This window comes from Undibacterium sp. Dicai25W, from assembly GCF_049340505.1.
In the GTDB taxonomy this organism is placed as follows: domain Bacteria; phylum Pseudomonadota; class Gammaproteobacteria; order Burkholderiales; family Burkholderiaceae_D; genus Undibacterium; species Undibacterium jejuense.
In genome coordinates this window covers 361,181-385,696 of sequence record NZ_JBMPOQ010000001.1, presented here as the reverse complement: position 1 = coordinate 385,696, position 24,516 = coordinate 361,181, and the positions used below count along the sequence as shown (strand labels likewise).

The following is a 24,516-nucleotide window of genomic DNA, read 5'->3' as shown; positions in this document are numbered from 1 at the left end:
GAAAAAATGAAGGGTATTCGACACAGCTTGAATAGAAGGCGTAAAATATCACACATTGGCAAGCTTTGGACGTTCTCAGGAACCCTAAAAGCAAGCTACCGCCGAGTTAACAGACAACTTGCGAGGCGGTATATAAGTTCCGCTAAAGCGTCGCAGGTTCTCTTTCCGACTGCGGCACAATTTTTTACGGTCATTTTTTATAGGAGCCTGCGATGGCAAATGATTTCCTTTTTACCTCAGAATCCGTGTCCGAAGGACATCCGGACAAAGTCGCTGATCAGATCTCTGACGCGATTCTGGATGCGATTCTCGAACAAGATCCACGTTCCCGCGTTGCGGCTGAAACCCTGACCAACACTGGTCTGGTTGTTCTGGCTGGTGAAATTACCACCAATGCCCATGTTGATTACATCCAGGTAGCACGCGACACCATCAAACGTATTGGCTACGACAATACCGACTACGGCATCGATCACAAAGGTTGCGCCGTGTTGGTCGCATACGACAAACAGTCGAATGACATCGCTCAGGGCGTAGATCGCGCCAGCGACGACTATCTGAATATCGGCGCTGGTGACCAGGGCCTGATGTTTGGTTATGCTTGCGATGAAACGCCAGAATTGATGCCAGCACCAATTTATTACGCACACCGTCTGGTCGAACGTCAGGCACAATTGCGTAAAGATGGCCGTCTGCCATTCTTGCGCCCGGATGCAAAATCCCAGGTTACCATGCGCTATGTCGATGGTAAGCCACACAGCATTGATACTGTCGTTCTGTCGACACAACATAGCCCTGATCAAAGCGAAACAGCGACCAAGATGAAGCAATCTTTCATCGATGCGGTTATCGAAGAAATCATCAAGCCAGTGTTGCCGAAAGAATGGTTGCAAGATACCAAATACCTGATTAACCCGACTGGTCGCTTTGTCATCGGCGGTCCACAAGGCGATTGCGGTTTAACTGGCCGTAAAATTATTGTCGACACCTACGGTGGCGCATGCCCTCATGGCGGTGGGGCTTTCTCCGGTAAAGATCCTACGAAAGTTGATCGCTCTGCTGCTTACGCTGCACGTTACGTGGCAAAGAATATTGTCGCTGCCGGCATCGCCCGCCAATGCCAGATCCAAGTGGCATATGCAATTGGTGTCGCTCGTCCTATGAACGTGACCGTCTACACCGAGGGCACAGGCGTGATCCCTGACGAGCAAATCGCGGCATTGGTCAATGAGCACTTTGACTTGCGTCCACGTGGCATTATCCAGATGCTGGATCTGTTGCGTCCTATTTACTCCAAAACCGCCGCCTATGGTCACTTTGGTCGTGAAGAGCCAGATTTCACCTGGGAACGCACAGATAAAGCAGCCATCTTGCGTGCCGCTGCTGGCTTGAAATAATCGTTAGGAGTTGAAGTAAAGATGCAATGGAGTCCGTTGAAAAGTAGTTTCATTGCATCTTGCTGCAACCGAATTCGATTCAAACATAAATCCAATGCCGCGCTATTAATGGCGGCTTTTTCAGGCTCGCTTTTTGCGGCAACCGCACCTGCAAAGCCCACTGCGCCAGCACCCGTTGCCAAGCCCAAAACCGTCACTGACTGGTGTACCCCTTTAGCAGCAAGGTTACCTAAGGTATCCGTCGACGATTGTCGCAATACCAAATTACAGCCAACCGGAACCAATTCATTAAATGGCTTCCCGTTGCTTGCGCGTGATTTGAGCGCCAGCGCCAAACACCCGCATGCCATCAAGGTTTTACTCATCGGCGGAATACACGGTGACGAGCAAACCGCTTCTGCGGTTGTGTTCAAATGGCTGGAGAATATCCAAAAAAGTAGCGAACAAGAGTTCCAGTGGAAGGTCGCCCCTATCATCAATCCTGATGGTTTACTGGCCCCTAAACCACGTCGCATGAATGCACATGGTGTCGATTTAAACCGCAACTTTCCCACACCGGACTGGCAAAAAGAAGCGCCCGCTTATTGGTCGCGCGTCACCCGCAGTGACCCGCGCCGCTACCCTGGCAAAGCGCCCATTTCTGAACCAGAAAGCCGCTGGGTCTATGACACCATAGAGAAATACAAACCGAATGTTGTGATCTCAGTACATGCCCCTTTCGGCGTGCTTGATTTTGACGGACCGACATCTCCGCCTAGCCGTTTTGGTCGATTGATCTATAACCGGGTTGGTGTGTACCCTGGTTCATTAGGCAATTACAGCGGCATTCACAAAGATATTCCAGTCGTGACAATAGAACTGCCAAACGCCAGCCAAATGCCCCCCGATGCTGAAGTCCAACGCATCTGGCTAGACATGCAAAAATGGATACGCCAAAACATCGTGACACCAGCGAAGACAGTTAAACGTCTTTAAACACTTTTATCACCAGATCTCGCTGCATGAAGGCACTGAAACTGATTGCCTAACGATCTATCAGATTGCAGTCAAGACCCGCTCATTGTCGAAACAAATAATCCCCTGATTTTAGTAAAAAGAGTTGATACATTAAGTTACTTTAAATTGAACTTAATTTTTATTTAATTTCTTTTATCAGAATATTATTTAAAATAAGATCAAATAGCTAAAATTTAAATTATTTCTCAATACTATCCGAATGTTGTTTTGATACATTACGACATATTAGACATTCCTTCGACGCAATTTCTCTGATTAACTCACAGGCGTTATCAGCGATTCGGCATTGACATCAAATCTTCAATTTGAACATTGGCACACGCCAATCGCTGGTAATCCACATCAATAAGTTCATAGATAAAAAATTACCGGAGAACAATATGACGTCTTGCTTTCAAACGCAGCACTTGTTAAGAACCATCTCTTACGCATTTTTTTTGCTCAGCTCATCGCAGGCTTTTACAGCAGAGCGCATCAATCTCGATAACTTTGCGCCCCCAGACCAAGGCAAACAAAGAAGTGCTACGGTAACGCCATTCAGTACGCATCAATTATTGGGTTTATCCAACGATGAGCTCAAACCAGTTCGCAGTCAACAGTATCCAAATGGCAAAGTCGTCACGCGGTATCAGCAATACCATCAAGGTGTCGCCGTGTGGGGTGAGACTATTACGGAACACCAGATGCCAGGTCAGTCGCAAGCGATTTTAACTGGCACGATGCTCCGTAATGTGCAAAAGGATATTCCTAACGCCAAGCCGCTCTATCAACCTGAACAAGCTTTAAACTTTGCCAAAGCACAGGCACAAACAAATAGTACCGAAAATGAGCAAACCCATTTGTATGTGCGTCTCCACAATGATCAGACTGCGCAATTAATTTATTTGGTTTCTTTTGTAAATACCTCGCGTCCTAACCAGCCTTCGCGACCACATTTCATTATCGATGCAAATACGGGGGCTGTTCTTCAAAAATGGGAAGGATTAACCCACGCAGAAACCGGAACCGGTCCCGGTGGCAACAGTAAAACCGGACAATATGAATATGGCAGCACACCTGGATTTCGCTTTCTCGATGTCATGTCCAACGGTGGTAATTGCAAACTCAGCAGCACCAATGTTGATACCTACAACATGAACAACAGTAGTTCAGGCACCGGCACGCTGCAAACTTTCACCTGCCCACGCAATACCATCAAACCCATCAATGGCGCCTATTCACCAATGAACGATGCCCATTACTTTGGTAATCAGGTATTCAATATGTATCAAACCTATCTTGGCGTACGCCCGATCACGCAGAAACTCAAAATGAAAGTGCATTACGGTGTTGCCTATGAAAATGCATTCTGGGATGGCAATAGTATGAACTTCGGTGATGGTGCATCAACCTTCTATCCTTTGACGGCGTTAGATGTTACCGGCCACGAGGTAAGCCACGGTTTTACAGAACAAAATTCCGGATTGATTTATAGCGGAATGTCCGGCGGCATGAATGAAGCATTTTCAGACATGGCGGGTGAAGCGGTCGAGTATTTCGTCAAGGGTAGTAACGACTTTAAAGTCGGCGTGGACATCTTCAAGGCACCAGGCGCATTACGTTATATGTACAACCCACCAATGGACGGCCGCTCGATAGACCACGCCAGCAAATATAACGCCAACCTCGATGTGCACTTTTCCAGTGGCGTCTACAATAAAGCTTTCTATCTGCTCGCCTCCAGCCTGGGCTGGAACACGCGAAAAGCCTTTGAGGTCATGGCAGACGCGAATCGTCTTTATTGGAGTAGTAATAGCACGTTCGATCAAGGCGCCTGTGGTGTAGAAAAAGCAGCAGCAAACCGCGGCTACAAAGTTGCAGACGTCACCACAGCATTTAAAACAGTGGGAGTAAGCTGTGCTTCTGTACCATCAAAGATTTCGCTAACCAACGGGGTTGCTGTTACGGATATAGCTCTACCACAAGGCACAACTCAACTCTTCACGATTGACGTACCTGCAGGCACCAAAAAACTGAGTATCAAACGCTCTGGCGGCAGCGGTACGGAGATCTATATCCGTGCAGATAGTGCGCCAAGCACATCCAGTTACGATGCCAAATCTGCGGGCTCTGGCACAACTACCACACTCAGTATTTTGTCACCCAAGTCTGCGACTTATTACGTTTTACTCAATCCAACACAAGCAATCAGTGGCGTTTCTTTAGTCGCTACTTACTAGGCTTGCCACCAATTACTTTTAGTTTTAGTTTTAGTTTTAGTTTTAGTTTTAGTTTTAGAAAACTTCACTCGTTTTAAGAACTTTTAAGCATTTCTATTTCACTTTACTCTGACTCCCTGGAGAATCCGCTGCATAGGAATGCAGCGGCTTTTTTTTAAAGTTTAGATTATGATTCATTGCCGTATAAAAAATGTGCTGTTGATGATGAACGATCATCGACAACCTATCATTCATCGAGACAACACCGGAGAACCAATGAGACACCCATCCCAATACCTTGCCGCTTTTTATCTATGCAGCGTTGCCAGCTTAAGCTTCGCGCAAAGCCAGGACCCATTTTTATGGCTGGAAGATGTCACCGGAGAAAAAGCCCTGGATTGGGTCAAACTGCGCAATCAGGAAACTCGCAGCAAACTCGACAATGATGCCGGGTTTCTACAATTACGTGGCGATTTGCAAGTCATTCTCGACTCAAAAGACAGAATCCCTGGCATCACCAAAATGGGTAATGCTGTCTACAATTTCTGGACCGATGCCGATCATCCAAGAGGCGTATGGCGTAAAACGACATTAGACGAATATCGCAAAGCGGAACCAAAATGGGAGACTGTCTTAGACATCGATGCATTGGCAAAAACTGAAAAAGAAAATTGGGTTTTCAAAAATAGCCAATGCCGCGAACCAGCCTATGATCGCTGTTTGATTGAACTCTCGCGCGGCGGTGCCGATGCAGTGACCTTGCGTGAATTTGATCTGCAAAAAAAGCAATTCGTCAAAAACGGATTTAACTTGCCTGAAGCAAAAATGACCGTCGATTGGCGTGATCTGAACACTGTGTTTATCGCGACAGATTTTGGCAAAAATACGCTGACCGAATCAGGTTATCCGCGCCTGGTCAAAGAATGGAAGCGTGGGACACCACTGACCACAGCAAAACTGATTTTAGAGGGTAAAACCACCGACATGTCTGTAGCTGCCACAGACATTAGTCATGCTGGTCAACACCACGAATTAGTGCAGAGACAAATTGATTTTTATAGTTCTGAACAATATTTGCGCGAACACGGAAAATTAAAAAAGCTCGCCGTACCTGCGCAATCAGATCTCGGTTTTTTTGAAGATCAATTGCTGATTACGTTAAGAGAGGCATGGACATTATCAGGTAAAGCCTATCCGTCTGGTAGTGTGTTAGCTATCAACTTCGCTGCATTTCAAAAAGGCGACAGAAACTTTAATACTTTATTCGAACCCAGTGACAGCACTTCTTTCACGGGTATCACAGCGACTCGTCACTATCTACTCTTGCAAGCTTTGGACAATGTGAAGAGCAACCTCAAAGAATGGTCGCTCAAAGATGGCAAATGGGTCATGCGCGAAGTGGCACTGCCAACTTTAGGTAGCGTCAACGTCACTCCGATGGACGCAGAAAAATCAGACGATTACTTGCTCAGCTATTCCGACTATTTAACACCTAGCGTTTATCTGTTGGCACAGGGCGGAAATGACCAGCGAACGATTTTAAAATCGGCACCAGCCTTTTTTGATGCCAGCCCTTATGAAACCGTGCAGCAATTTGCTACCTCAAGCGATGGCAGCAAGATTCCGTATTTTGTTATCAAGCGTAAAACTATTGCTTACGACGGCAACAACCCTACCCTTTTGTATGGCTATGGTGGATTTCAAATCTCGTTGACACCATCCTATTCTGGTTCTTTGGGTAAAGCCTGGCTGGAAAAAGGCGGCGTGTATGTGGTCGCCAATATTCGCGGAGGTGGCGAATTCGGTCCGCGCTGGCATCAGGCGGCACTCAAAGAAAACCGACAACGTGCCTATGATGATTTTGCGGCTGTCGCCAAAGATGTGATTAGTAGCAAAATTACCAGCCCACAACATCTGGGCGCAATGGGTGGTAGTAATGGCGGCTTGCTGGCGGGCGTCGCCCTGACCCAACATCCAGAATTCTTCAATGCTGTAGTAAGTCAGGTTCCCCTGTTGGATATGCAACGTTTTAACAAATTGCTCGCAGGTGCTTCGTGGATGGGAGAATATGGCAATCCCGACATTGCTGAAGAATGGGCTTACATTAAGAACTATTCGCCTTATCAAAATGTCAAAGCTGATACCAGCTATCCTAATGTTCTTTTTATTACATCCACCAGGGATGATCGTGTACACCCTGGTCATGCGCGTAAAATGGCGGCAAAGATGTTAGAGCAAGGTCACAAGAACGTCTGGTATTTTGAAAATACTGAAGGCGGCCATGGCGGTGCAGCAAATAATACCCAACGTGCTGATATGAGCGCCATTACGTATACTTTCTTATGGAATATGCTGAAGTGGGATAATACCGCCTATATTGTGCATTAATCGTACATTCATCGTTCATTGAAATCCGCCATTTCAGGCGGATTACCTCTGACGATCCGTTATCCTCAAGGGGTAACGGATTTTTTATTTAAGAATTGGCATGACACTGTTTCAACTACTCAGAGAATTCATACGGCGTCACTGGCAACATTATTGTGCTGCTGGTGCCATGTTGCTGGCTGTTGCGGTCATGACTGTCTTAATTCCGCGGCGTGTCGGTGCGGTAATTGATGGCATGGTGAATCATCAACTGGATCAGCACGGCTTACTGGAACAGCTCGCCTACGTACTGTTGATGGGCGTTGCTATTTACTTTCTACGGGTTGGCTGGCGCATGCAATTATTCACCGCGTCGTATCAGCTTGGCGCAGAATTAAGAACCCGCTTATATCAACGACTGAGTTTACAAGGACAAAGTTTTTTCCAACAACAACGCACCGGCGATTTAATGGCGTTGGGAACCAATGATGCTGATGCGATCGAATTGGCGTCAGGTGAAGCCGCGCTGGCTGGTTTTGATGGCTCGTTAACTTTTGCGCTGGTCATCGGTATGATGTTGCTCGGCGTTGATTGGCGCCTGGCTTTGGTGGCGCTATTGCCCTTCCCTTTCATGGCCTGGGCCTTTAAACGTATTACTCACCATGTCCATGAAGCTTCACGTGATTCACTCGACCGTTTCAGCAAACTCAATGATCAGGTGCAAGAAACCCTGGCCGGGGTTCGCACTTTACGCGCTCTGGGTCTGGAACAACGCAGCGCCAGTCAATTTGCCGAATTGGCAGAAAACGCAGCCAGCGCAAGTTTGTCTGCCCAACGTTGGGAAGCCGCCTATGAACCGGCGGTCGGTATTACTTTGACCTCGGCTGGCGCATTAACGCTGGCAATGGGCGGCTATCTGGTATGGCACGGTGAAATGAGCATCGGCATGCTGACCAGTTTTACGATGTATCTTGGGCAGCTGATCTGGCCGATGTTTGCTGCTGGCTGGGTGTTATCACTGTTAGAACGCGGCAAAGCAGCCTGGAACCGTTTAGAGCCTGTGTTGAATATGGAATTATCGATAGAAGATCATGGCACAGTGACGCAAGCACCAAGCGGTGTCGTTAGCTTACAGCACATTCACTTTTCTTATCCGTCGCAATCACGCGCTGCACTCGATGATGTTTCAGTATCGATTATCCCGGGCAAAACTTTAGGCATCGTCGGTCCGACTGGCGCAGGTAAATCCAGCATCATCAAATTATTATTACGCCAGATAGAAACCACGCAAGGTCAAGTCGTCTGGGGTGAGCATGCGATCGCTGATTATCGGTTGCAGACCTTGCGTTCAGCAATCAACTGGGTCGCACAAGAACCATTTTTATTTTCCGCTTCCATTGCAGAAAATATTGCCCTTGCCAGACCAGGTGCGACGCGTGCAGAGATTATGCATGCAGCGAATCTGGCCTCTGTACACGATGACATCATTCGTTTCCCTCAGGGCTATGACACGCCCGTCGGCGAGCGCGGCGTGACTTTATCCGGTGGGCAGCGCCAACGGGTTGCCATCGCCCGCGCACTACTCACCGATAGCCCGCTGTTGCTGCTTGACGATGCGCTATCTGCGGTTGATACGGAAACCGAAAGTCGCATACTTCAACATCTGACCACGCTACGTAAAGAACAAAGTAACCGTAGCGCTGTTATTGTCAGCCATCGCCTGAGTGCGGTTGCCAATGCAGATCATATTTTGGTCTTACGAGATGGAAAAATTACTGAACAAGGAACGCATGCCGAACTGCTGGCGGCAAAACATTGGTACGCCGCACAATGGCGCTATCAGCAATTGGAGGCCAGTTTAAATGCCGCGTGATCTTCAGATTCCCGAACCAAAAACACCACCATCAGAAAAGAAAATGGCCGTGCAATTACTGCTGGAATCAGCACGTCCCGAAAAATCGCAGGTCATCTGGGGCATCCTCTTTTTACTGATCGCGGCAGGTCTGGAAGCACTTGGTCCTCTTCTAGGCAAAGCCTTCATTGATCGCTATCTGTTACCGCATCAAATGGATATGCAAGTTGTTGCTGGTTTGTTGTGTGCTTACGTGATCACAGGCTGGGGTGCTACCTGGCTACGCTATTTGCAACTAACCCGACTGGCTGGCGTTGCGATGCGCTCAGTACGCCGGTTGCGTGAACGCGTGTATGGACATGTGTTACGCCTGCCGATGGCATTTTTTGATAAAGCCATGACCGGCCAATTAGTCAGCCGCGTCACTAACGATACTGAGGCTGTCAAAAATTTGTATGTACAGGTTTTGTTTGTAATGCTCGATAGTTCTATCGTCGTTATCGGCGCCTTAGCAGCAATGGCTTGGCTGGACTGGCGTTTGATGTTGATCGTGACTATGCTGATACCTGCCGTCGTGATCATCGTCTGGTTTTATCAACGCTGGAGCGCCCCAGCCGTGAGCAAAGCACGACAGTTGCGCAGCGAGATCAATGCGCAGGTCGCTGAAAGTATTAGCGGCATGAGCGCATTACAAGCGAGCAATGCAGAGCAACGTTTTGGCGAACGTTTTGCTACCACCAACCAATTACATTACCGCGCCAGATTGGATGAACTCAGAGCAAATGCCTGGTTACTGCGTCCGGCATTAGATTTTTTAAATTCAGTGTTGTTGGTGGTGGTCATTTACTGCTTTGGTCAGCGCAGTTTTTCTGGTATTGAAGTTGGTATTCTGTATGCCTTTGTCAGCTATATTGCGCGTGTGGTTGATCCGCTGATTCAAATCACTTTGCAATTCGGACAGATACAACAGGCCGTGGTTTCTGCGGCGCGCGTCAATACCTTGCTGCACGAGCCGCTCGCGCACTCAGCCCCCACCAATGCCCTCATGGAATCTGGTGAGGTACACATTTCTCACCTGACTTTTGGTTATGCACCAACACATCCGGTTTTGCATGACATTAATTTGTTTATTCCTTCCGGCTCTTTTTTTGGTATCGTAGGTCATACCGGTAGTGGAAAATCGACACTCATGAGTTTATTGCTGCGTTTCTATACCGCACAATCTGGCAGTATCACCATCGATGGTCGCAGTATCGCGGATTTTTCAGATGAGCATTTCCGCGCCAGTGTAGGACTAGTACCGCAAGAACCATTTTTGCTCGCCGCCAGTGCAAGAGAAAACATCACCATGGGCAGAGACATCAGTGAAGCGGATGTGATTGAAGCAGCCAAAGCTGCGCATGTACACAACTTAATCCTGCAACTGGAACAAGGCTACGATACCCCATTAGGTGAAGGTGGTGCACGCTTGTCTACTGGTCAAAAACAATTGATCGCCATCGCCCGTGCGCTGGCAGGCAAACCAAGAATTTTATTTCTTGATGAAGCCACTTCACACATCGATAGTGAAACCGAACAAATTGTACAAATTGCCTTAAACGAGTTACGCCATCAAGTCACGATCATTGCCATCGCCCATAGACTCTCGACCATCCGCGACGCGGATTGCATCGTCGTGTTAAACCACGGCAAATTGGCAGAACGTGGCAAGCATCAGGAATTGATGCAAATTGATCGGGGCATTTATCAAAAACTGTATTTGCTGCAAACCCTGGAAGAATAAGGAAAACGAATGAAATTGATACTCGCCCTGGCGGCGTTCATCGGCGCGATGCTAATCGCAACTGCAGCTTATGTATTTTTGGTGCTCGCTCCTGATTTGCCTGCACTCGATGCAATCACTGATTATCAACCCAAAATACCACTACGCATTTACACCGCTGACAATGCCTTGATTGGCGAGTTTGGTGAAGAACACCGCGATTTTGTGCCAATTAAAGACATTCCAGATGTGATGAAAAATGCGTTGTTGTCGATTGAAGACGCGCGCTTTTATGAACATCACGGTGTTGATTTCATTGGTGCCGGACGCGCACTTGTTGCCGATCTTGGTGGAGGATTTCATCAAGGAGCCTCTACCATTACGATGCAAGTAGCACGCAATTTTTTCCTGTCCCAAGAAAAAACGATCACGCGTAAAATCAAAGAAATTTTATTAACGTTCAGAATTGAAGCAGCCCTGAATAAAGATCAGATTTTAGAACTGTATATGAACCAGATTTATCTGGGACAGAGAACACATGGTTTTTCCAGTGCCGCGAAAACCTACTTCGGCAAACCACTCAATCAAGTCACGCTTGCTGAGGCAGCGATGTTGGCGGGCATACCGCAAAATCCTGTGCGCCATAATCCGGCGGTCAATTTTCAGCGTGCCAAGCAAAGGCAAATGCTCGTACTAAAAAGCATGCTCAATAAAGGAATGATTACTGAAGCGCAATTTGATGAAGCAAGCCACGAACATCTGACCGTCACTGGCAAACAAATATATGACGCGCATGCGGACTATGTCGCAGAAATGGTACGCCAGAACATCGTCGCTGAATATAAAGATGCTGCGTACACCTCTGGCATCAAAGTCTATACGACACTGCTCAAAGCTGATCAGGATGCTGCCTATGAAGCGGTGCGTAAAAATATTATGGATTACGACCAGCGCCACGGCTATCGTGGTCCGGAAGCCTTCATTACCTTGCCAGCGGATGAAGACGAACGTGATGATGCGATCGATGAAGTACTCAAAAAACATCCGGCCAACGATAAGCTGATTGCAGCAGTGGTAACCAATGCCAGCAGCAAAGTGGTGCAAGCTGAAACAGCCTCTGGTGAAAATATAGAAATCAATGGTGACGGCTTGCGTTTTGCGAATAATGCATTGCAAAGCAAAGCAAAATCTGACTTGAAGATTGTTCCGGGCGCTATTATTCGCGTCATTCAAGACGCTAAAATGCGTTGGAGCATCACGCAATTGCCAGAGGTCGAAGGAGCGTATGTATCACTGAATGCACAAACCGGCGCCTACCGTGCATTGGTTGGCGGTTTCGATTTCAATCGAAAAAAATTCAATCATGTGACCAGCGCCTGGCGTCAACCTGGCTCCAGTATTAAGCCATTTATTTATTCTGCGGCACTGGAAAAAGGTTACTCTCCGGCGACATTAATCAACGACGTACAACTATCTTCAACGACAGAAGAATCCCTCAAATGGGATCCCCGCAATGATGATGGCAAGTATGATGGCCCGGTCACTATGCGTAGCGCTTTAGCACAATCGAAGAACGTGGTCTCAGTCAGGATCTTAAAAAATATCGGCGTCAACACAGCGCTCGAATGGTTACCACATTTTGGATTCAGTAAAGATAAACATCCTAATAACCTCACCCTGGCGCTCGGTACCGGACAAGTCACACCAGTCCAACTTGCCACTGGTTATGCCGTGTTTGCGAACGGTGGCTATCAGATTACACCTTGGTTAATCAGCAAAATCACCGATGCACGTGGTAAGGTACTAAGTGAAACCAAAGCCCCTGCCGTAGCGCAGGATAGTGATCGTGTTATCGATAGTCGAAATGCGTTTATCACCGACAGTATGCTGCGTGAGGTCGCTTTACGTGGCACGGGTGCCGCCGCTGATCAAAAATTAGGCAGACACGATATTGCAGGCAAAACCGGTACCAGTAGTGAAGCAGTAGACGGTTGGTTTGCCGGCTATGCAGACAATATCGTTGCGGTTGCATGGATGGGCTACGATGATCCTAAATCACTCGGTGGACGTGAGTTTGGTGCGACCTTAGCTTTGCCAATCTGGATCGACAGTATGCGCGTCAGCCTTGCAGGAAAGCCAGAAATGCAAAGAAGCGCGCCTGAAGGTGTCAGCAATGTCGAAGGCGATTGGATGTACACCGAATTCCTCAATGGCGCGGGGGTCAAAGCCATCGATTTAGATGAACCAGCTCCTGCAACGCCAGGAGCGTCGGCGGGACAACCGATGACGCCGTAACGGGAAAACGGGCAAAAAAAAGCCCGCAGCGTTAAACTGCGGGCAAATATCCTGACCTTTGGAGGAGAAGCAGTAGGATGGCGTCATGATACTCAACAGGCATGACAAGAATATGACAATTGTCGGCAGCGCTTATTAAAAATACCTGCTAAACAATTTCCCAAATGCATTTCACGAATTACGACCTAATTCCCCCTTTGTTCCCCGCCTTGGTTTAACTCGCCCATTTGTACACTATCCCTGATAAAACTACACTCGGGGCGAGCCATGTCAACCGGATACCGCAATTACCGTACCCTCCCTCAAGAACCAAAATTCTTGCACGGCACGCCGGGGAGCATCTATATTTTGCAAAATGACGGCTTGCGTCCAGGATTATTCAGGATCGGTGCTACACGCCGTTCTGGCGTATCTAAGGCAATGGAATTTAATCGCGATATGCAGAATATGCTACCGGGAAGCTATGAATGCGTATTTGAACTGCATACCAAAGATTGCGGTGCCGCATTAGATGCCATCACGCAAAAATTTTCACTGTGCCGCCATGGCAAAAAAAATCTGGATTTTTATCAACTCGATCTCGAAGAAGCCAGCAATACGATAATTAGCATCATCGCTGACATCAATAACCTGGCGATTGAAAGAGCAAGATCCCGCCAACAGCATGCCCCAGAATTAATGCGCCATTTGTTGCCAGATTTAGAACCAGCAAATAACCCTAGCTTCACCCAACCACCGCCAAGCTTTTTGAGAAAAGCATTTGAATGGGTTGCGAGTTAAGCCGGTTAATATTTTTCTCGCAATTAAAAAGGGAGAAAATCGTCAAACGATTTTTCTCCCTTTTTTGGATTTGAAGCAGCGTTTTTAAGTCGGAATGGCGGCCCGCACCCGACCTACAAACGCTCGTCTTTTCTGCATGGTTTTATATTTAAGCAACCTGCGCCATCGTCGGCAAAGCACGCAAAGCACTAAAGCCAACTTCCAGATCAGCTAACAAATCTTCTACGGCTTCCAGACCAACATGCAAACGCAGCATTGGCGCAGCCCATTTTTCTGCGTTGATGGTACGATAATTTGATGGGCAAGTTGGCAAAATCAGGCTCTCATAACCGCCCCAGCTAAAACCGATACCGAACAAGCGCGTACGGTCAATCAATTCCGCCACCTGCTGCTTCGTCACATCACGATGGAAAACTGCACCCATTAAACCGCATGCATATTCGGGGCGGAAATCACGTTTCCATAATTCGTGCCCTGCTGTGCCTTCCATTGGTGGGTACAATACTTCGGCAACTTCTGGTTGTGATTGCAACCACCGTGCAACGACTTTTGCGCTTTCGCGATGTACTGCCAGGCGTGCTGCCATGGTACGCAAACCACGCAAAGCTAAAGCGGCATCATCACCACCGATTGACATACCCAATTGCTTGTAGGTATCGCGTACACGATGTTGCAAAGCTTCATTCGTCAAAATTGCACCCATTAATGCATCCGAATGACCGACGATGTATTTAGTAGCAGCGTGGATAGACACATCAATACCGAGTTCAAACGATGCCCAACCAATTGGTGTCGCCCATGTGCTATCTGAAACCACAACGGCACCACCGGCATGTGCAACGGCTGCGATAGCTGGAATATCTTGCACTTCAAATGTCAAAGAACCAGGAGACTCCACAAAAACAACTTTAGTATTTGACTGCATCAGTGCGGAGATTCCTGCACCAATCAAAGGATCATAGTAGGTCGTCGATATGCCGTTTTGTTTCAACAGCCCTTCACAAAATTGGCGTGTCGGATCATAAGTAGTATCGACCATCAGCAAATGGTCGCCAGGCTTCAATAAGGCCAACAGGGTCGTTGTAATTGCGGAAAGACCTGAAGGTGTCAACATGCACGCTGCAGCGCCTTCTGCTGCGCATAGAGCCTGCTCCAGCGCCATTGTCGTTTCGGTTGCGTGACGCCCATACACTCGGCGTGTGCCATTGGCTTCTTGCAAAGCGGCGCAATCAGGGAACAACATGGTCGATGCGCGAACCAGCGGCGGATTCACCGGACCGTGATGATCTTTGCCTTTACGGCCAGCATGGGTCAGACGGGTCGCAGTTTGCAGATGGAATTCGTGCTTGTTCATGATTGCTCCTGGTACATAATTATTCTGATATTGAGACTTAGCCAGTGTTGCTAAGCAGACAGGACTCCATCGTAACAATCATGAGCAGAAATTTTTTACTAAATATTTTATAAAAACATGGTATTTTTAGAAAAATTTTCTAATATAGTGAAATCATGGATAAAAAAGATCTAAAAATTCTCCATTTTCTACAAAAGGATGCATCAATTGCATTATCGGATCTGGCACAAGCAGTACATCTATCAGTGACGCCCTGTTGGCGACGTTTGCAGAAACTGCAAGATGAAGGTGTGATTCGTCAGCAAGTAGTTCTCTGCGACCCGGTCAAACTCAATCTCGGGCTTACCGTGATGGTTACACTCAAAGCTGCGCAACATAATGAGAAATGGATGCAGAAATTTATCGGCGGCGTCAAAGACATTCCGGAAATTGTCGAAATTTTGCGGATGAGCGGTGATATTGATTACCTGCTCAAAGTCCATGTGCCTGACATGGCAGGCTTTGATCAGGTATACAAAAAATTAGTGAAGGTCGCTGACTTGCAGGATGTCAGTTCCAGTTTTGTCATGGAAGTGATTAAGAGTACGACCGCATTGCCGCTCGATTATGCGATTCTGAAACAAGCACGTGGAAGTTAATTACCAACTTCCACGCCGTCGGGATGGCTGTATCAGCCGCGGAAACGGTAATGTTCTTGCGTGAACAAATCGATCCCGCATTGCAGATTTTCTATCCAATCCAGAAATGCGTGAATCGCTTCTTTGCCAACAAAATAGCGCCCATGTTGCGGTACCATCATGTCAATATCCATCTCTCGGACCATGTTTGCCCATAGACGGCAAACTTTATTGGACACCATGTAACGCTTGTGGAAGCCACTCATGGTATGGAGTTCCTGGAAAAAATCTTCTTTGGTACGCATAGGCTTCTGGATATCATTTGCATCCACCATCGATGCGCCCATATCTCCTGAAAATAAAATTTTGGATTTGCTATCGTAAAATTGAAAATTACCTTCCGCATGCAAAAAATGCGCAGGTACGGCGTGTATTGTTGTATCACGCAAACGTATCGGCATACCTTCATCGGGAATACCAATAATACGGCCATCAGCGCGATTCAGATTACAAAAATGTGGCACAAAACGTGACCATAATTTGGATACATACAAATTGCATTCAGTACTGAATAGCCATTTGTCTAACGCACCAATAATGTCGGGATCCTGATGCGATGCAAACAAATACTTCAGCTGTTGTTTAGGCAAATACTTGTGCATCGCCAGCACTAAAGAGTTATACGTCAGATGCCCTGATGGGTCGATCAATGCTCCTTCACCATCAGAGACAATGAGAAATTGATTGGCCTGAACAGCATGATCACCGGCATCTTTGACCAGATCATTAAACATCAAACAGATGTGTTTGCCGTCGTTAAAAAGTTCTATTGCCAATTTATCTCCCGTCTTCGATGTCGTCAAAAATATGACAATCGATTGTAGTCAGTACAGGAGTAGTAATCTTGATACAGATCAAAACGTCAGCTCAGATAATAAAATAGGTGTAATCAAACAAAAAAAACCCACTCTTTTTAAAAAGTGGGTTCGGAGATCTAACGAAAGAGTACAACAAACTGCGACAAATTTAGAATACGCCCTGTACTGCAACGGATAACAATTTGTTGTCACCAAAAAATTTGTATGGATACGTCGATTTATCTTTAGAGACGTCATACTGAATTTTTAGAGCCATATTTTTACGTACGTCCCACCGTAGCGAGAAAATTTGCGTATCCCGTCCCTCTATCGGTTGCGCCACAGTGCGATAGCGTGAGTAGGTGTACATCGGCGTAAATCCTTTGTAGTTATAACCAACTCCTACCAACGCGTATTTGTACACATTATTCAAGCCTTGTGTCTGATCAACCTGAGAAAAATGATCTACCTCAGTTTTGATCAACCAGCTTTTATAATCCATATTTGCGGACAAGCCCATAATTGTGGTTGAGGCATCATTAACCGCAGTGCTTGGACCGAGAACAGGATCGTTAATAATTTCTGTTTCTTTATGGTGCATGACCATAGCGCGTACATCAAATATACCGTTATTGACTGAAACCGAGCCGCCAAAAATGCCTTTCCAGGCATCACTGGTCGGTACCGAGTTGTTATATATATTTGAATAATAAGCGTCATTACCTTGAGTGTAGCTACCCGTCCAGACTGATACTGTGGTCGCCCAATCTGAGTCACCTAACTGCGTACGATAACTAACATTCGCACCGTTATAGGAATAAACAGGCCAGCCATACACGTCCGGTGCTGGTCTTACCCATGGATAAGCGTAACCAATATACAAATAGTCGCTGTAATAATACAAGGGAATACGAAAACGTCCGGCCTGGAAAGTCCAGTTAGAGTCCGCAGATGGCTGCCATGTCAAATATGCCCAATCCACAGTTGGCTTAGACCCCTGGTTAGGATTTTGAGAACGAGCAACAACCTGGACAGTCGCCGATAGCGTCTGGCTGAATTCTTTTTTCAGTTGCAAGCCAACCAAAGATTCCTGATCAAATTGCCACCCTTTCGACTTCTCATAGACACCGGTATATTCCCAGTTTTGAATAGTGCACGGGCAATTATACTTTTGGTAGGTCCACGGAGCTGAGCTTCCCTGAGCTGAGCCGCTCATGACCTTTGCTCCAGTCAAATTATAAAATCCGGTGAGCTTCCAAGTTCCTTCGTCATCAAGATCGATCGCAGAAGCAAAGGCTGGAACCAGCATCAAAGCAAATAAAATTTTCTTCATTGCATATCTCCTAAAAGGTTAGTCAGTGATGTCGTTCAAGGAACGATAGCGACTACTTTTACCGTGTCATCCACAGAGGACTTGTCGATATATCCCATGGCGTTGGGAGTAGCACTGACAAACTTTTTAACTTCCGCATCCGTTTTAAATTCTTTGGGCGCTTTGGCTTTGCCCGTGAACAAAAGCTTTGACCAGATGGCTTGCACCTGCGCGGCATCTTTATCTAAGACTTTTTTGTAAAATTCTGCCCTGGCCGGAGAGTTTTCAGCCAATTCCACCGGAGCGAAGAGTGTGGAACCGCCAAGATAGAATTGCGCGACTTGCGCCAGATACATTTTGGTCGCAGGATTATCTTTATTCACAATCACGACAAGTTCAGCGTTTGCTGACATTGTGGCAAAGAAAAAAGATAACACTGGAATCAAGCAATAGAGTCTCAACTTCATTACCATTCCTCCAAAGTGAGCTGCGAAACGCAAGCACCTCTTTGCGAACACCCGCTATCACAGCAGACCGATTCCCCAAGATCGATTGATCAAAAGGTCCAAGATGTTCCGGTCTGATCGCAAAACTACATACAATCAGACTAAATGCTAATAAAACAATTTCGACAACCGGAAAATCCTCATTCCGGTCAGTACTTCACTGCTTATCCCTGTAAGAGGATGTAACACCATATTAGCCATAAGCGCAGGCAAGTAACAGGCTTATTTCAGTTCCGACCAAGAAAACAACAACAAAAATGCTGGGATAAACAACTGCTGAAAGAGTACAAATTAAAAATAAAAACGGATAGAAAAACCTTTCTATCCGTGAAAAAATCAGTCTGGAACCTTCGTATCTGAAGATCAAAATGTAGACAATTACACTAAACGTCCCCAGATCGCAGTGGTTGCAGCAGCTTGGTTGAGAGAGTAAAAATGCAATCCTGGCGCACCACCTTGTAACAATCGTTCACACATACTGGTCACAACATCGAGTCCGAACGCTTTGATCGACGCATTATCATCGCCATAACTATTGAGTTTGAGTCTTATCCAGCGAGGAATCTCTGCACCACACATTTCCGAGAAACGTTGTAGCTGGCTACTATTGGTAATTGGCATAATTCCAGCAACGATCGGTGCAGTTACACCCAATTTTTGCGCTTCTTCAACAAAACGGAAATATGCATCCGCGTTATAAAAATACTGGGTGATTGCGGCATCGGCACCAGCATTTATTTTGCGAACAAAATTGCTGAGATCATCTTGTGGCGAACGCGCCTGAGGGTGCATTTCTGGATAAGCGGCGACTTCAATATGAAACCAGTTACCCGTTTCAGCACGAATAAATTCAACCAATTCAGCCGCATAGCGAAATTCACCGCCCATCCCATAACCACTCGGCAAATCGCCACGCAAAGCCACTAAGCGACGAATATCATGCGCTTGGTACTCGCGCAAAATGGTCCGGATAGATTCACGTGTTCCACCAACGCAAGACAAATGTGGCGCAGCATCAAAACCTTCACGACGGATTTCGACGACGGTATCTAAAGTGCCCTGCTGTGTTGTGCCGCCAGCGCCAAAAGTTACTGAAAAATATTTAGGATTCAGCGTCGCTAATTTGGCACGGGTAACACGCAACTTCTCTGTTCCCTCAACCGTTTTCGGGGGGAAAAATTCTATACTGAAATTATGCGGTTTCATTATTTTTGCAAAATAAGTGTCGAAAGTGTCCAGGAAATCACGCTATACAACAACGCACCGCCAACCGCCGCCCAAAACCCAGCAACATGGAAACCATCCACCATACTGGCAACCGCCCAGAACAACAGACCATTGATCACAAAGATAAATAAACCCATCGTAATTAAGGTGGCAGGTAAGGTCAGCAACACCAGCACTGGACGCAATACCGCATTGACCAAACCCAAAACCACCGCGACTAACAAAGCAGTTCCAAAACTATCAATCGATACCGAATGCATCAAATAAGGGATCGCCAATAAGGCGAGAGCATTGATTAACCAGGTTGCTAGCAAACGCATGAACACTCCAGACGTAAATGAGATATAAAAAACTCCTCGTCACGCTTGGTGAAACGAGGAGTTATGTTACTTAGTAACGGTAGTGCTCAGGCTTGTATGGACCTTCTTTGGTAACGCCGATATACGCTGCCTGCTCGTCTGTCAAAACACTCAATTGCGCGTTGAGTGTTTTTAACTGCAGACGCGCGACTTTTTCATCCAGATGCTTAGGCAAAGTGTATACGCCAACTGGATATTTATCGTTGTTCAAGAATAACTCAATTTGCGCAATGGTTTGATTAGCAAATGAAGAACTCATCACGTACGACGGATGGCCAGTACCACATCCCAAATTCACCAGACGACCTTCGGCAAGCAAAATAATGCGTTTACCATCTGGGAAAACGACGTGATCAACTTGTGGCTTAATGTTTTCCCATGTGTATTTTTTCAGGGATGCAACGTCGATTTCATTGTCGAAGTGACCGATATTGCAAACGATCGCCTGGTTCTTCATCTTCACCATATGCGCGTGGCTGATGACGTGATAGTTACCCGTTGTCGTCACAAAAATATCGCCAAACTCAGCAGCGTATTCCATCGTCACAACACGGTAACCTTCCATCGCCGCTTGTAATGCGCAAATAGGATCAATTTCTGTGACCCATACTTGTGCTGACAAAGCACGCATCGCTTGCGCGCAACCTTTACCGACGTCACCATAGCCTGCAATCACGGCCACTTTACCAGCGATCATCACGTCAGTCGCACGCTTAATACCATCAACCAGCGACTCACGACAGCCGTACAGATTATCGAACTTCGATTTTGTGACTGAATCATTGACGTTAATCGCCGGGAAAGCGAGTTTGCCTTCTTTGTGCATTTGATACAAACGATGCACGCCTGTGGTTGTTTCTTCTGTTACGCCTTTGATTGCAGCGAGACGTTTGGAATACCAATCTGGCTCATTTTTCAAATGGGATTTGATCGCATTAAACAGGCAGATTTCTTCTTCTGAACCTGGATTATCGAGTACAGAAATATCTTTTTCAGCGCGAGTACCGAGATGCAGCAACAGTGTCGCGTCGCCGCCGTCATCGAGGATCATGTTGGAGTAGCCACCGTCGGTCCATTCAAAAATACGGTGTGTGAATTCCCAGTATTCGTCGAGGTTTTCACCTTTGAACGCGAACACTGGCGTGCCGCCTGCTGCGATTGCTGCAGCGGCGTGATCTTGTGTAGAGTAAATATTGCATGAAGCCCAACGAACCTGTGCACCTAATGCATTGAGTGTTTCGATCAGTACGGCGGTCTGGATCGTCATGTGCAAAGAACCAGTGATGCGCGCACCTTTTAACGGTTGGCTGGCAGCAAATTCTTCACGAATTGCCATTAAACCTGGCATTTCTGTTTCAGCAATCTGAATTTCCTTACGGCCCCAGCCGGCGAGACTAATGTCGGCAACGAGGTAATCTTGATGGGATGTTTGGGTAGTCATGATGGTGGCGTTCTCACGCCCTCCTTTCAATTGAAAAAAGTAACGTGAGCGCAGTTGTGGCAAGCGAAACCGGAAATATTCTCATTCTTCACATCAAAATTGATAAAAAGAAACCAAAACACCCGACAAACGCCTTTAACTCCAAGCCTGGCGAGAAAGTGATTCTCGTCGCAACGCTCCTTGGAAGGCTTGAAGTATAGCGCAGCTTCTGCATTTTTGCATGCCTCTGATTTGAGCCCCTCAACGATGTTTTAATCAACGTCAACAATTGCGTTCATTCACCAGTAAAAGCATGAAGACCTTCAATTGCATTTTGTCATTACAAATAGAAAAAGACAGCGTCATGATTAAATCTCGATTCAGTAGTTACCTCTTAGATAAAAAAATACCTGACTCCTGGTCAGGTATTTTGATCTGTGAGAAAGAATTCTCAGGTGAAATTAATGCCCTTCGAAATTACATACAGTGAACAAAGGCAAACCACTGTCCTTGATGATTTTAGAACCGCCTAATTCTGGCAAGTCGACAATCACTGCGCCTTCAACCACCGTTGCGCCCAAACGCTCTAGCAATTTCTTACCTGCCATCATGGTGCCACCAGTTGCAATCAGATCATCGATCAACACCACGCGATCCCCTGCTTTGCAAGCATCGGCATGCAGTTCCACCGTTGCACTACCGTATTCAAGTTCGTATTGTTCGGAAACAGTGTGGAAAGGTAATTTGCCTTTTTTGCGAATAGGCACAAAACCCAAATTCAATTCATAAGCCAATACCGAACCGATAATGAATCCACGCGCGTCCAGACCCGCGACGACATCTATTTTTTCATCCATATAGCGATGTACAAACATATCGATCAAGACGCGAAATACCTTAGGATTCTGCAACAAGGGAGTGATATCACGGAACATCACACCTTCTTGCGGCCAGTTTGGCACGGTGCGGATATGTTGTTTAATGTATTCGGATGGATTTAACATCGCCAGATGTCCTTCAATTTTAAAAATAACCCGCTATTTTAACAGCCGCGCCTCTGCTCTAGCGACTGCTTCTGATGTACCGCGCAAAACTAATACATCACCGACCTGCAAGATAAGGGAATTTGTTAACTCAACCCGATTCTTGCCACGCCGGATTGCCTGTACATCTACGTCCAGTTCGGACAAGCGTAATTCGGGCAATAGTTTTCCGATAAACTGAGATTTATTGCTCAAAACGACAGTATGCAAACGAATTTGCATATGTTCAGGACTATCGGTCGCATCACTAATACCGTGGAAGAAACCGCGTAAGGACTCATAACGTGCATCGCGTGCCGCTTGTACCCGATGCACCACACGTCGCAATGGAACCCCGAGCAAAACCAGAGCATGAGAAGCCAGCATCAGACTGCCTTCCATGAGCTCAGGCACCACTTCTGTCGCCCCGGCCGCCTTCAGTTTGTCCAGATCGCTATCATCATGGCTACGAACAATCACTGGCAAACTTGGGTTCATCTCAGTAACGAAATGCAAAATTTTCAATGCCGACGCAGTACTTGTGTAGGTGACGACTAACGCTGCGGCACGATTAATCCCGGCGGCCATCAGGCTTTCACGTCGCGCAGCATCGCCATACGACACATTATCACCAGCAATTTGCGCTTCCTGCACGCGATCTGGATCCAGATCTAGTGCGTGGTAGTCAATTTTTTCTTCAGTCAGCAGACGCGCCAGACTTTGGCCGCTACGTCCAAAACCCGCAATGATCACGTGCTTTTTGGCGGTCATTGTCCGTGCTGCGATCTGCGTCAGTGCAAGAGATTGCATCATCCACTCATTGGCAGAGAACTTCATCACTATTGCATCCGATTTTGCCAAAATAAATGGCGATGCAAGCATAGACAAGACCATCGCTGCCAAAATAATTTGCATTAAGTTAGGATCAATCAAATGCAAATCACCAGTCTGACTCAGTAAAACAAAGCCAAATTCACCAGCTTGCGCCAATGCAAGACCAGTGCGTAAAGACACGCTGGTCGAGTTACCAAAGACTTTTGCTAAACCAGTGATTAGTACTAATTTAAGCAATATGGGCACGATAAACAACAATAACACCATCCAGATATTACTTAACACCACTCCTAAATTCAGCATCATACCTATTGTGATGAAGAATAATCCCAGTAACACGTCACGAAACGGTTTGATATCTTCTTCCACCTGATGCCGGTATTCCGTCTCTGAAATCAACATACCTGCAACAAAAGCACCGAGCGCCATGGATAAACCTGCTTTCTCTGTGAGCCACGCGGCGCCCAAGGTGACAAACAACAGATTGAGCATGAATAATTCTTGCGAACGCCGTTTGACTACAATTTTGAACCAGGTACGCATGATCTTTTGTCCAATGAACAATAAGATCAGCAAAGCCAATATCGCCTTAGCTCCTGCCCAGCCCAAGGTTTGCAAAATATCGCCGGAATGAGACGCCAGTGCTGGTACAAGAATCAATAGAGGTACTACCGCCAGATCCTGAAATAACAAAACGCTGATAATCTGACGTCCATGCAAGCTTTCTAATTCGAGGCGTTCTGTGAGCATTTTCGAGACAATTGCCGTGGAAGACATTGCCAGCGCGCCACCTAAAGCAAATGAAGCCTCCCAACCTATCCGGAAAAACTGAGGTAACCATGTAGACGCTGCCCATGCAGCCAACATACTGACAACGACTGTCACAAATACCTGCGCCAAACCAAGTCCGAACACAGCTCTTCGCATTGCCATGAGCTTTGCCAGAGAAAATTCCAGTCCGATAGAGAACATCAGAAAAACCACGCCAAATTCAGCCAACTCATGGGTAACCACACCATCTTCTGCGACTTTAAGACCGAATGGGCCAATCAAAATACCAACGGTCAAATAACCTAAAATCGGTGGCAATTGCAACATGCGAAAAGCCACCACACCGAGTACGGCGGCGGCTAACAAAGCTAAAGTGATATCAAGAGCGTTCATAACTGACATTATTGCCGATTTACGTGAATCAACTGTCGTTTTCCTATGCTAAATTTACACTTAATTTGAACCACATTCGTACTCAGAACATAATTTCAATCTCAGATTTTTCCCCTGTGTAATAACTTCGTTACATCTGGCAAAGTTTTTGCTTTATAGATTTCGTTTATACTATC

Annotated in this window: 18 protein-coding genes and 1 riboswitch; of the genes, 9 read left to right on the top strand and 9 right to left on the bottom strand. The window is 46.5% G+C overall.

Annotated elements, in window-relative coordinates; genetic code table 11:
• Window positions 1-212 precede the first annotated feature (212 nt).
• The 8 genes from metK to ACO0KY_RS01855 all read left to right on the top strand — a co-directional run bounded on the left by metK (window position 213) and on the right by ACO0KY_RS01855 (window position 13,668).
• Window positions 213-1,397 carry a methionine adenosyltransferase gene (metK, locus tag ACO0KY_RS01890; protein WP_186911160.1) on the top strand — a complete coding sequence of 395 codons (1,185 nt, stop codon included), beginning with the start codon at window positions 213-215 and terminating at the stop codon, window positions 1,395-1,397.
• A gap of 108 nt (window positions 1,398-1,505) precedes the next feature.
• A complete protein-coding gene (locus ACO0KY_RS01885) occupies window positions 1,506-2,372 on the top strand; it encodes a M14 family zinc carboxypeptidase (RefSeq protein ID WP_423043751.1) in 867 nt (288 codons plus the stop codon).
• A gap of 422 nt (window positions 2,373-2,794) precedes the next feature.
• The gene (locus tag ACO0KY_RS01880; RefSeq protein ID WP_423043749.1) at window positions 2,795-4,633 is read left to right on the top strand and encodes a M4 family metallopeptidase; all 1,839 of its coding nucleotides are present in this window, start codon (window positions 2,795-2,797) and stop codon (window positions 4,631-4,633) included.
• A 255-nt stretch (window positions 4,634-4,888) separates the two neighbouring features.
• A complete protein-coding gene (locus ACO0KY_RS01875; protein WP_423043747.1) occupies window positions 4,889-7,000 on the top strand; it encodes a prolyl oligopeptidase family serine peptidase in 2,112 nt (703 codons plus the stop codon).
• Between the two features lie 100 nt (window positions 7,001-7,100).
• Complete coding sequence (locus ACO0KY_RS01870; protein ID WP_423043745.1) at window positions 7,101-8,852, top strand: ABC transporter ATP-binding protein; 1,752 nt, start codon at window positions 7,101-7,103, stop codon at window positions 8,850-8,852.
• Window positions 8,842-10,614 carry an ABC transporter ATP-binding protein gene (locus ACO0KY_RS01865; protein ID WP_423043743.1) on the top strand — a complete coding sequence of 591 codons (1,773 nt, stop codon included), beginning with the start codon at window positions 8,842-8,844 and terminating at the stop codon, window positions 10,612-10,614. The genes ACO0KY_RS01870 and ACO0KY_RS01865 overlap by 11 nt, the downstream gene beginning before the upstream one ends.
• A gap of 9 nt (window positions 10,615-10,623) precedes the next feature.
• Window positions 10,624-12,888, top strand: coding sequence for a penicillin-binding protein 1A (locus ACO0KY_RS01860; RefSeq protein ID WP_423043741.1), 2,265 nt, complete (start codon window positions 10,624-10,626; stop codon window positions 12,886-12,888).
• Between the two features lie 267 nt (window positions 12,889-13,155).
• Window positions 13,156-13,668, top strand: coding sequence for a hypothetical protein (locus ACO0KY_RS01855; RefSeq protein WP_423043739.1), 513 nt, complete (start codon window positions 13,156-13,158; stop codon window positions 13,666-13,668).
• A gap of 148 nt (window positions 13,669-13,816) precedes the next feature.
• On the opposite strand, the gene metC is transcribed toward ACO0KY_RS01855, so the two are convergent.
• Window positions 13,817-15,022: a cystathionine beta-lyase gene (gene metC / locus ACO0KY_RS01850; RefSeq protein WP_423043737.1), complete on the bottom strand. Its 1,206-nt coding sequence runs from the start codon at window positions 15,020-15,022 to the stop codon at window positions 13,817-13,819.
• Window positions 15,023-15,177: 155 nt separating this feature from the next.
• On the opposite strand from metC, the gene ACO0KY_RS01845 reads away from it, so the two are divergent.
• Window positions 15,178-15,660, top strand: coding sequence for an Lrp/AsnC family transcriptional regulator (locus ACO0KY_RS01845; protein WP_423043735.1), 483 nt, complete (start codon window positions 15,178-15,180; stop codon window positions 15,658-15,660).
• 32 nt (window positions 15,661-15,692) lie between these two features.
• Here the strand turns inward: ACO0KY_RS01845 and ACO0KY_RS01840 are convergent, their stop codons facing one another.
• The 8 genes from ACO0KY_RS01840 to ACO0KY_RS01805 all read right to left on the bottom strand — a co-directional run bounded on the left by ACO0KY_RS01840 (window position 15,693) and on the right by ACO0KY_RS01805 (window position 24,340).
• Window positions 15,693-16,475 carry an MBL fold metallo-hydrolase gene (locus ACO0KY_RS01840; protein ID WP_246447100.1) on the bottom strand — a complete coding sequence of 261 codons (783 nt, stop codon included), beginning with the start codon at window positions 16,473-16,475 and terminating at the stop codon, window positions 15,693-15,695.
• 190 nt (window positions 16,476-16,665) lie between these two features.
• Window positions 16,666-17,829: a hypothetical protein gene (locus ACO0KY_RS01835; protein WP_186911169.1), complete on the bottom strand. Its 1,164-nt coding sequence runs from the start codon at window positions 17,827-17,829 to the stop codon at window positions 16,666-16,668.
• A 35-nt stretch (window positions 17,830-17,864) separates the two neighbouring features.
• A complete protein-coding gene (locus tag ACO0KY_RS01830; RefSeq protein ID WP_423043733.1) occupies window positions 17,865-18,275 on the bottom strand; it encodes a hypothetical protein in 411 nt (136 codons plus the stop codon).
• Window positions 18,276-18,692: 417 nt separating this feature from the next.
• Window positions 18,693-19,520 carry a methylenetetrahydrofolate reductase [NAD(P)H] gene (metF, locus tag ACO0KY_RS01825; RefSeq protein ID WP_423043731.1) on the bottom strand — a complete coding sequence of 276 codons (828 nt, stop codon included), beginning with the start codon at window positions 19,518-19,520 and terminating at the stop codon, window positions 18,693-18,695.
• On the bottom strand, window positions 19,520-19,861 hold the full coding sequence (locus tag ACO0KY_RS01820) for a phage holin family protein (protein ID WP_186911171.1): 342 nt from the start codon (window positions 19,859-19,861) through the stop codon (window positions 19,520-19,522). The genes metF and ACO0KY_RS01820 overlap by 1 nt, the downstream gene beginning before the upstream one ends.
• Before the next feature lie 70 nt (window positions 19,862-19,931).
• Window positions 19,932-21,341: an adenosylhomocysteinase gene (gene ahcY, locus ACO0KY_RS01815; protein ID WP_423043728.1), complete on the bottom strand. Its 1,410-nt coding sequence runs from the start codon at window positions 21,339-21,341 to the stop codon at window positions 19,932-19,934.
• A 39-nt stretch (window positions 21,342-21,380) separates the two neighbouring features.
• Window positions 21,381-21,529: riboswitch (S-adenosyl-L-homocysteine riboswitch) on the bottom strand.
• A gap of 252 nt (window positions 21,530-21,781) precedes the next feature.
• Window positions 21,782-22,324: an adenine phosphoribosyltransferase gene (locus ACO0KY_RS01810; RefSeq protein ID WP_186911173.1), complete on the bottom strand. Its 543-nt coding sequence runs from the start codon at window positions 22,322-22,324 to the stop codon at window positions 21,782-21,784.
• Window positions 22,325-22,357: 33 nt separating this feature from the next.
• Window positions 22,358-24,340, bottom strand: a complete 1,983-nt coding sequence (locus ACO0KY_RS01805; protein WP_423043726.1) for a cation:proton antiporter — start codon at window positions 24,338-24,340, stop codon at window positions 22,358-22,360.
• Window positions 24,341-24,516 lie beyond the last annotated feature (176 nt).

Excerpts from the sequence above, each read along its gene's own strand:
- metK (WP_186911160.1), top strand. The coding sequence starts at position 213 with ATGGCAAATGATTTCCTTTTTACCTCAGAATCCGTGTCCGAAGGACAT.
- ACO0KY_RS01885 (WP_423043751.1), top strand. The coding sequence starts at position 1,506 with ATGGCGGCTTTTTCAGGCTCGCTTTTTGCGGCAACCGCACCTGCAAAG.
- ACO0KY_RS01880 (WP_423043749.1), top strand. The coding sequence starts at position 2,795 with ATGACGTCTTGCTTTCAAACGCAGCACTTGTTAAGAACCATCTCTTAC.
- ACO0KY_RS01875 (WP_423043747.1), top strand. The coding sequence starts at position 4,889 with ATGAGACACCCATCCCAATACCTTGCCGCTTTTTATCTATGCAGCGTT.
- ACO0KY_RS01870 (WP_423043745.1), top strand. The coding sequence starts at position 7,101 with ATGACACTGTTTCAACTACTCAGAGAATTCATACGGCGTCACTGGCAA.
- ACO0KY_RS01865 (WP_423043743.1), top strand. The coding sequence starts at position 8,842 with ATGCCGCGTGATCTTCAGATTCCCGAACCAAAAACACCACCATCAGAA.
- ACO0KY_RS01860 (WP_423043741.1), top strand. The coding sequence starts at position 10,624 with ATGAAATTGATACTCGCCCTGGCGGCGTTCATCGGCGCGATGCTAATC.
- ACO0KY_RS01855 (WP_423043739.1), top strand. The coding sequence starts at position 13,156 with ATGTCAACCGGATACCGCAATTACCGTACCCTCCCTCAAGAACCAAAA.
- metC (WP_423043737.1), bottom strand. The coding sequence starts at position 15,022 with ATGAACAAGCACGAATTCCATCTGCAAACTGCGACCCGTCTGACCCAT.
- ACO0KY_RS01845 (WP_423043735.1), top strand. The coding sequence starts at position 15,178 with ATGGATAAAAAAGATCTAAAAATTCTCCATTTTCTACAAAAGGATGCA.
- ACO0KY_RS01835 (WP_186911169.1), bottom strand. The coding sequence starts at position 17,829 with ATGAAGAAAATTTTATTTGCTTTGATGCTGGTTCCAGCCTTTGCTTCT.
- ACO0KY_RS01830 (WP_423043733.1), bottom strand. The coding sequence starts at position 18,275 with ATGAAGTTGAGACTCTATTGCTTGATTCCAGTGTTATCTTTTTTCTTT.
- metF (WP_423043731.1), bottom strand. The coding sequence starts at position 19,520 with ATGAAACCGCATAATTTCAGTATAGAATTTTTCCCCCCGAAAACGGTT.
- ACO0KY_RS01820 (WP_186911171.1), bottom strand. The coding sequence starts at position 19,861 with ATGCGTTTGCTAGCAACCTGGTTAATCAATGCTCTCGCCTTATTGGCG.
- ahcY (WP_423043728.1), bottom strand. The coding sequence starts at position 21,341 with ATGACTACCCAAACATCCCATCAAGATTACCTCGTTGCCGACATTAGT.
- ACO0KY_RS01810 (WP_186911173.1), bottom strand. The coding sequence starts at position 22,324 with ATGTTAAATCCATCCGAATACATTAAACAACATATCCGCACCGTGCCA.
- ACO0KY_RS01805 (WP_423043726.1), bottom strand. The coding sequence starts at position 24,340 with ATGAACGCTCTTGATATCACTTTAGCTTTGTTAGCCGCCGCCGTACTC.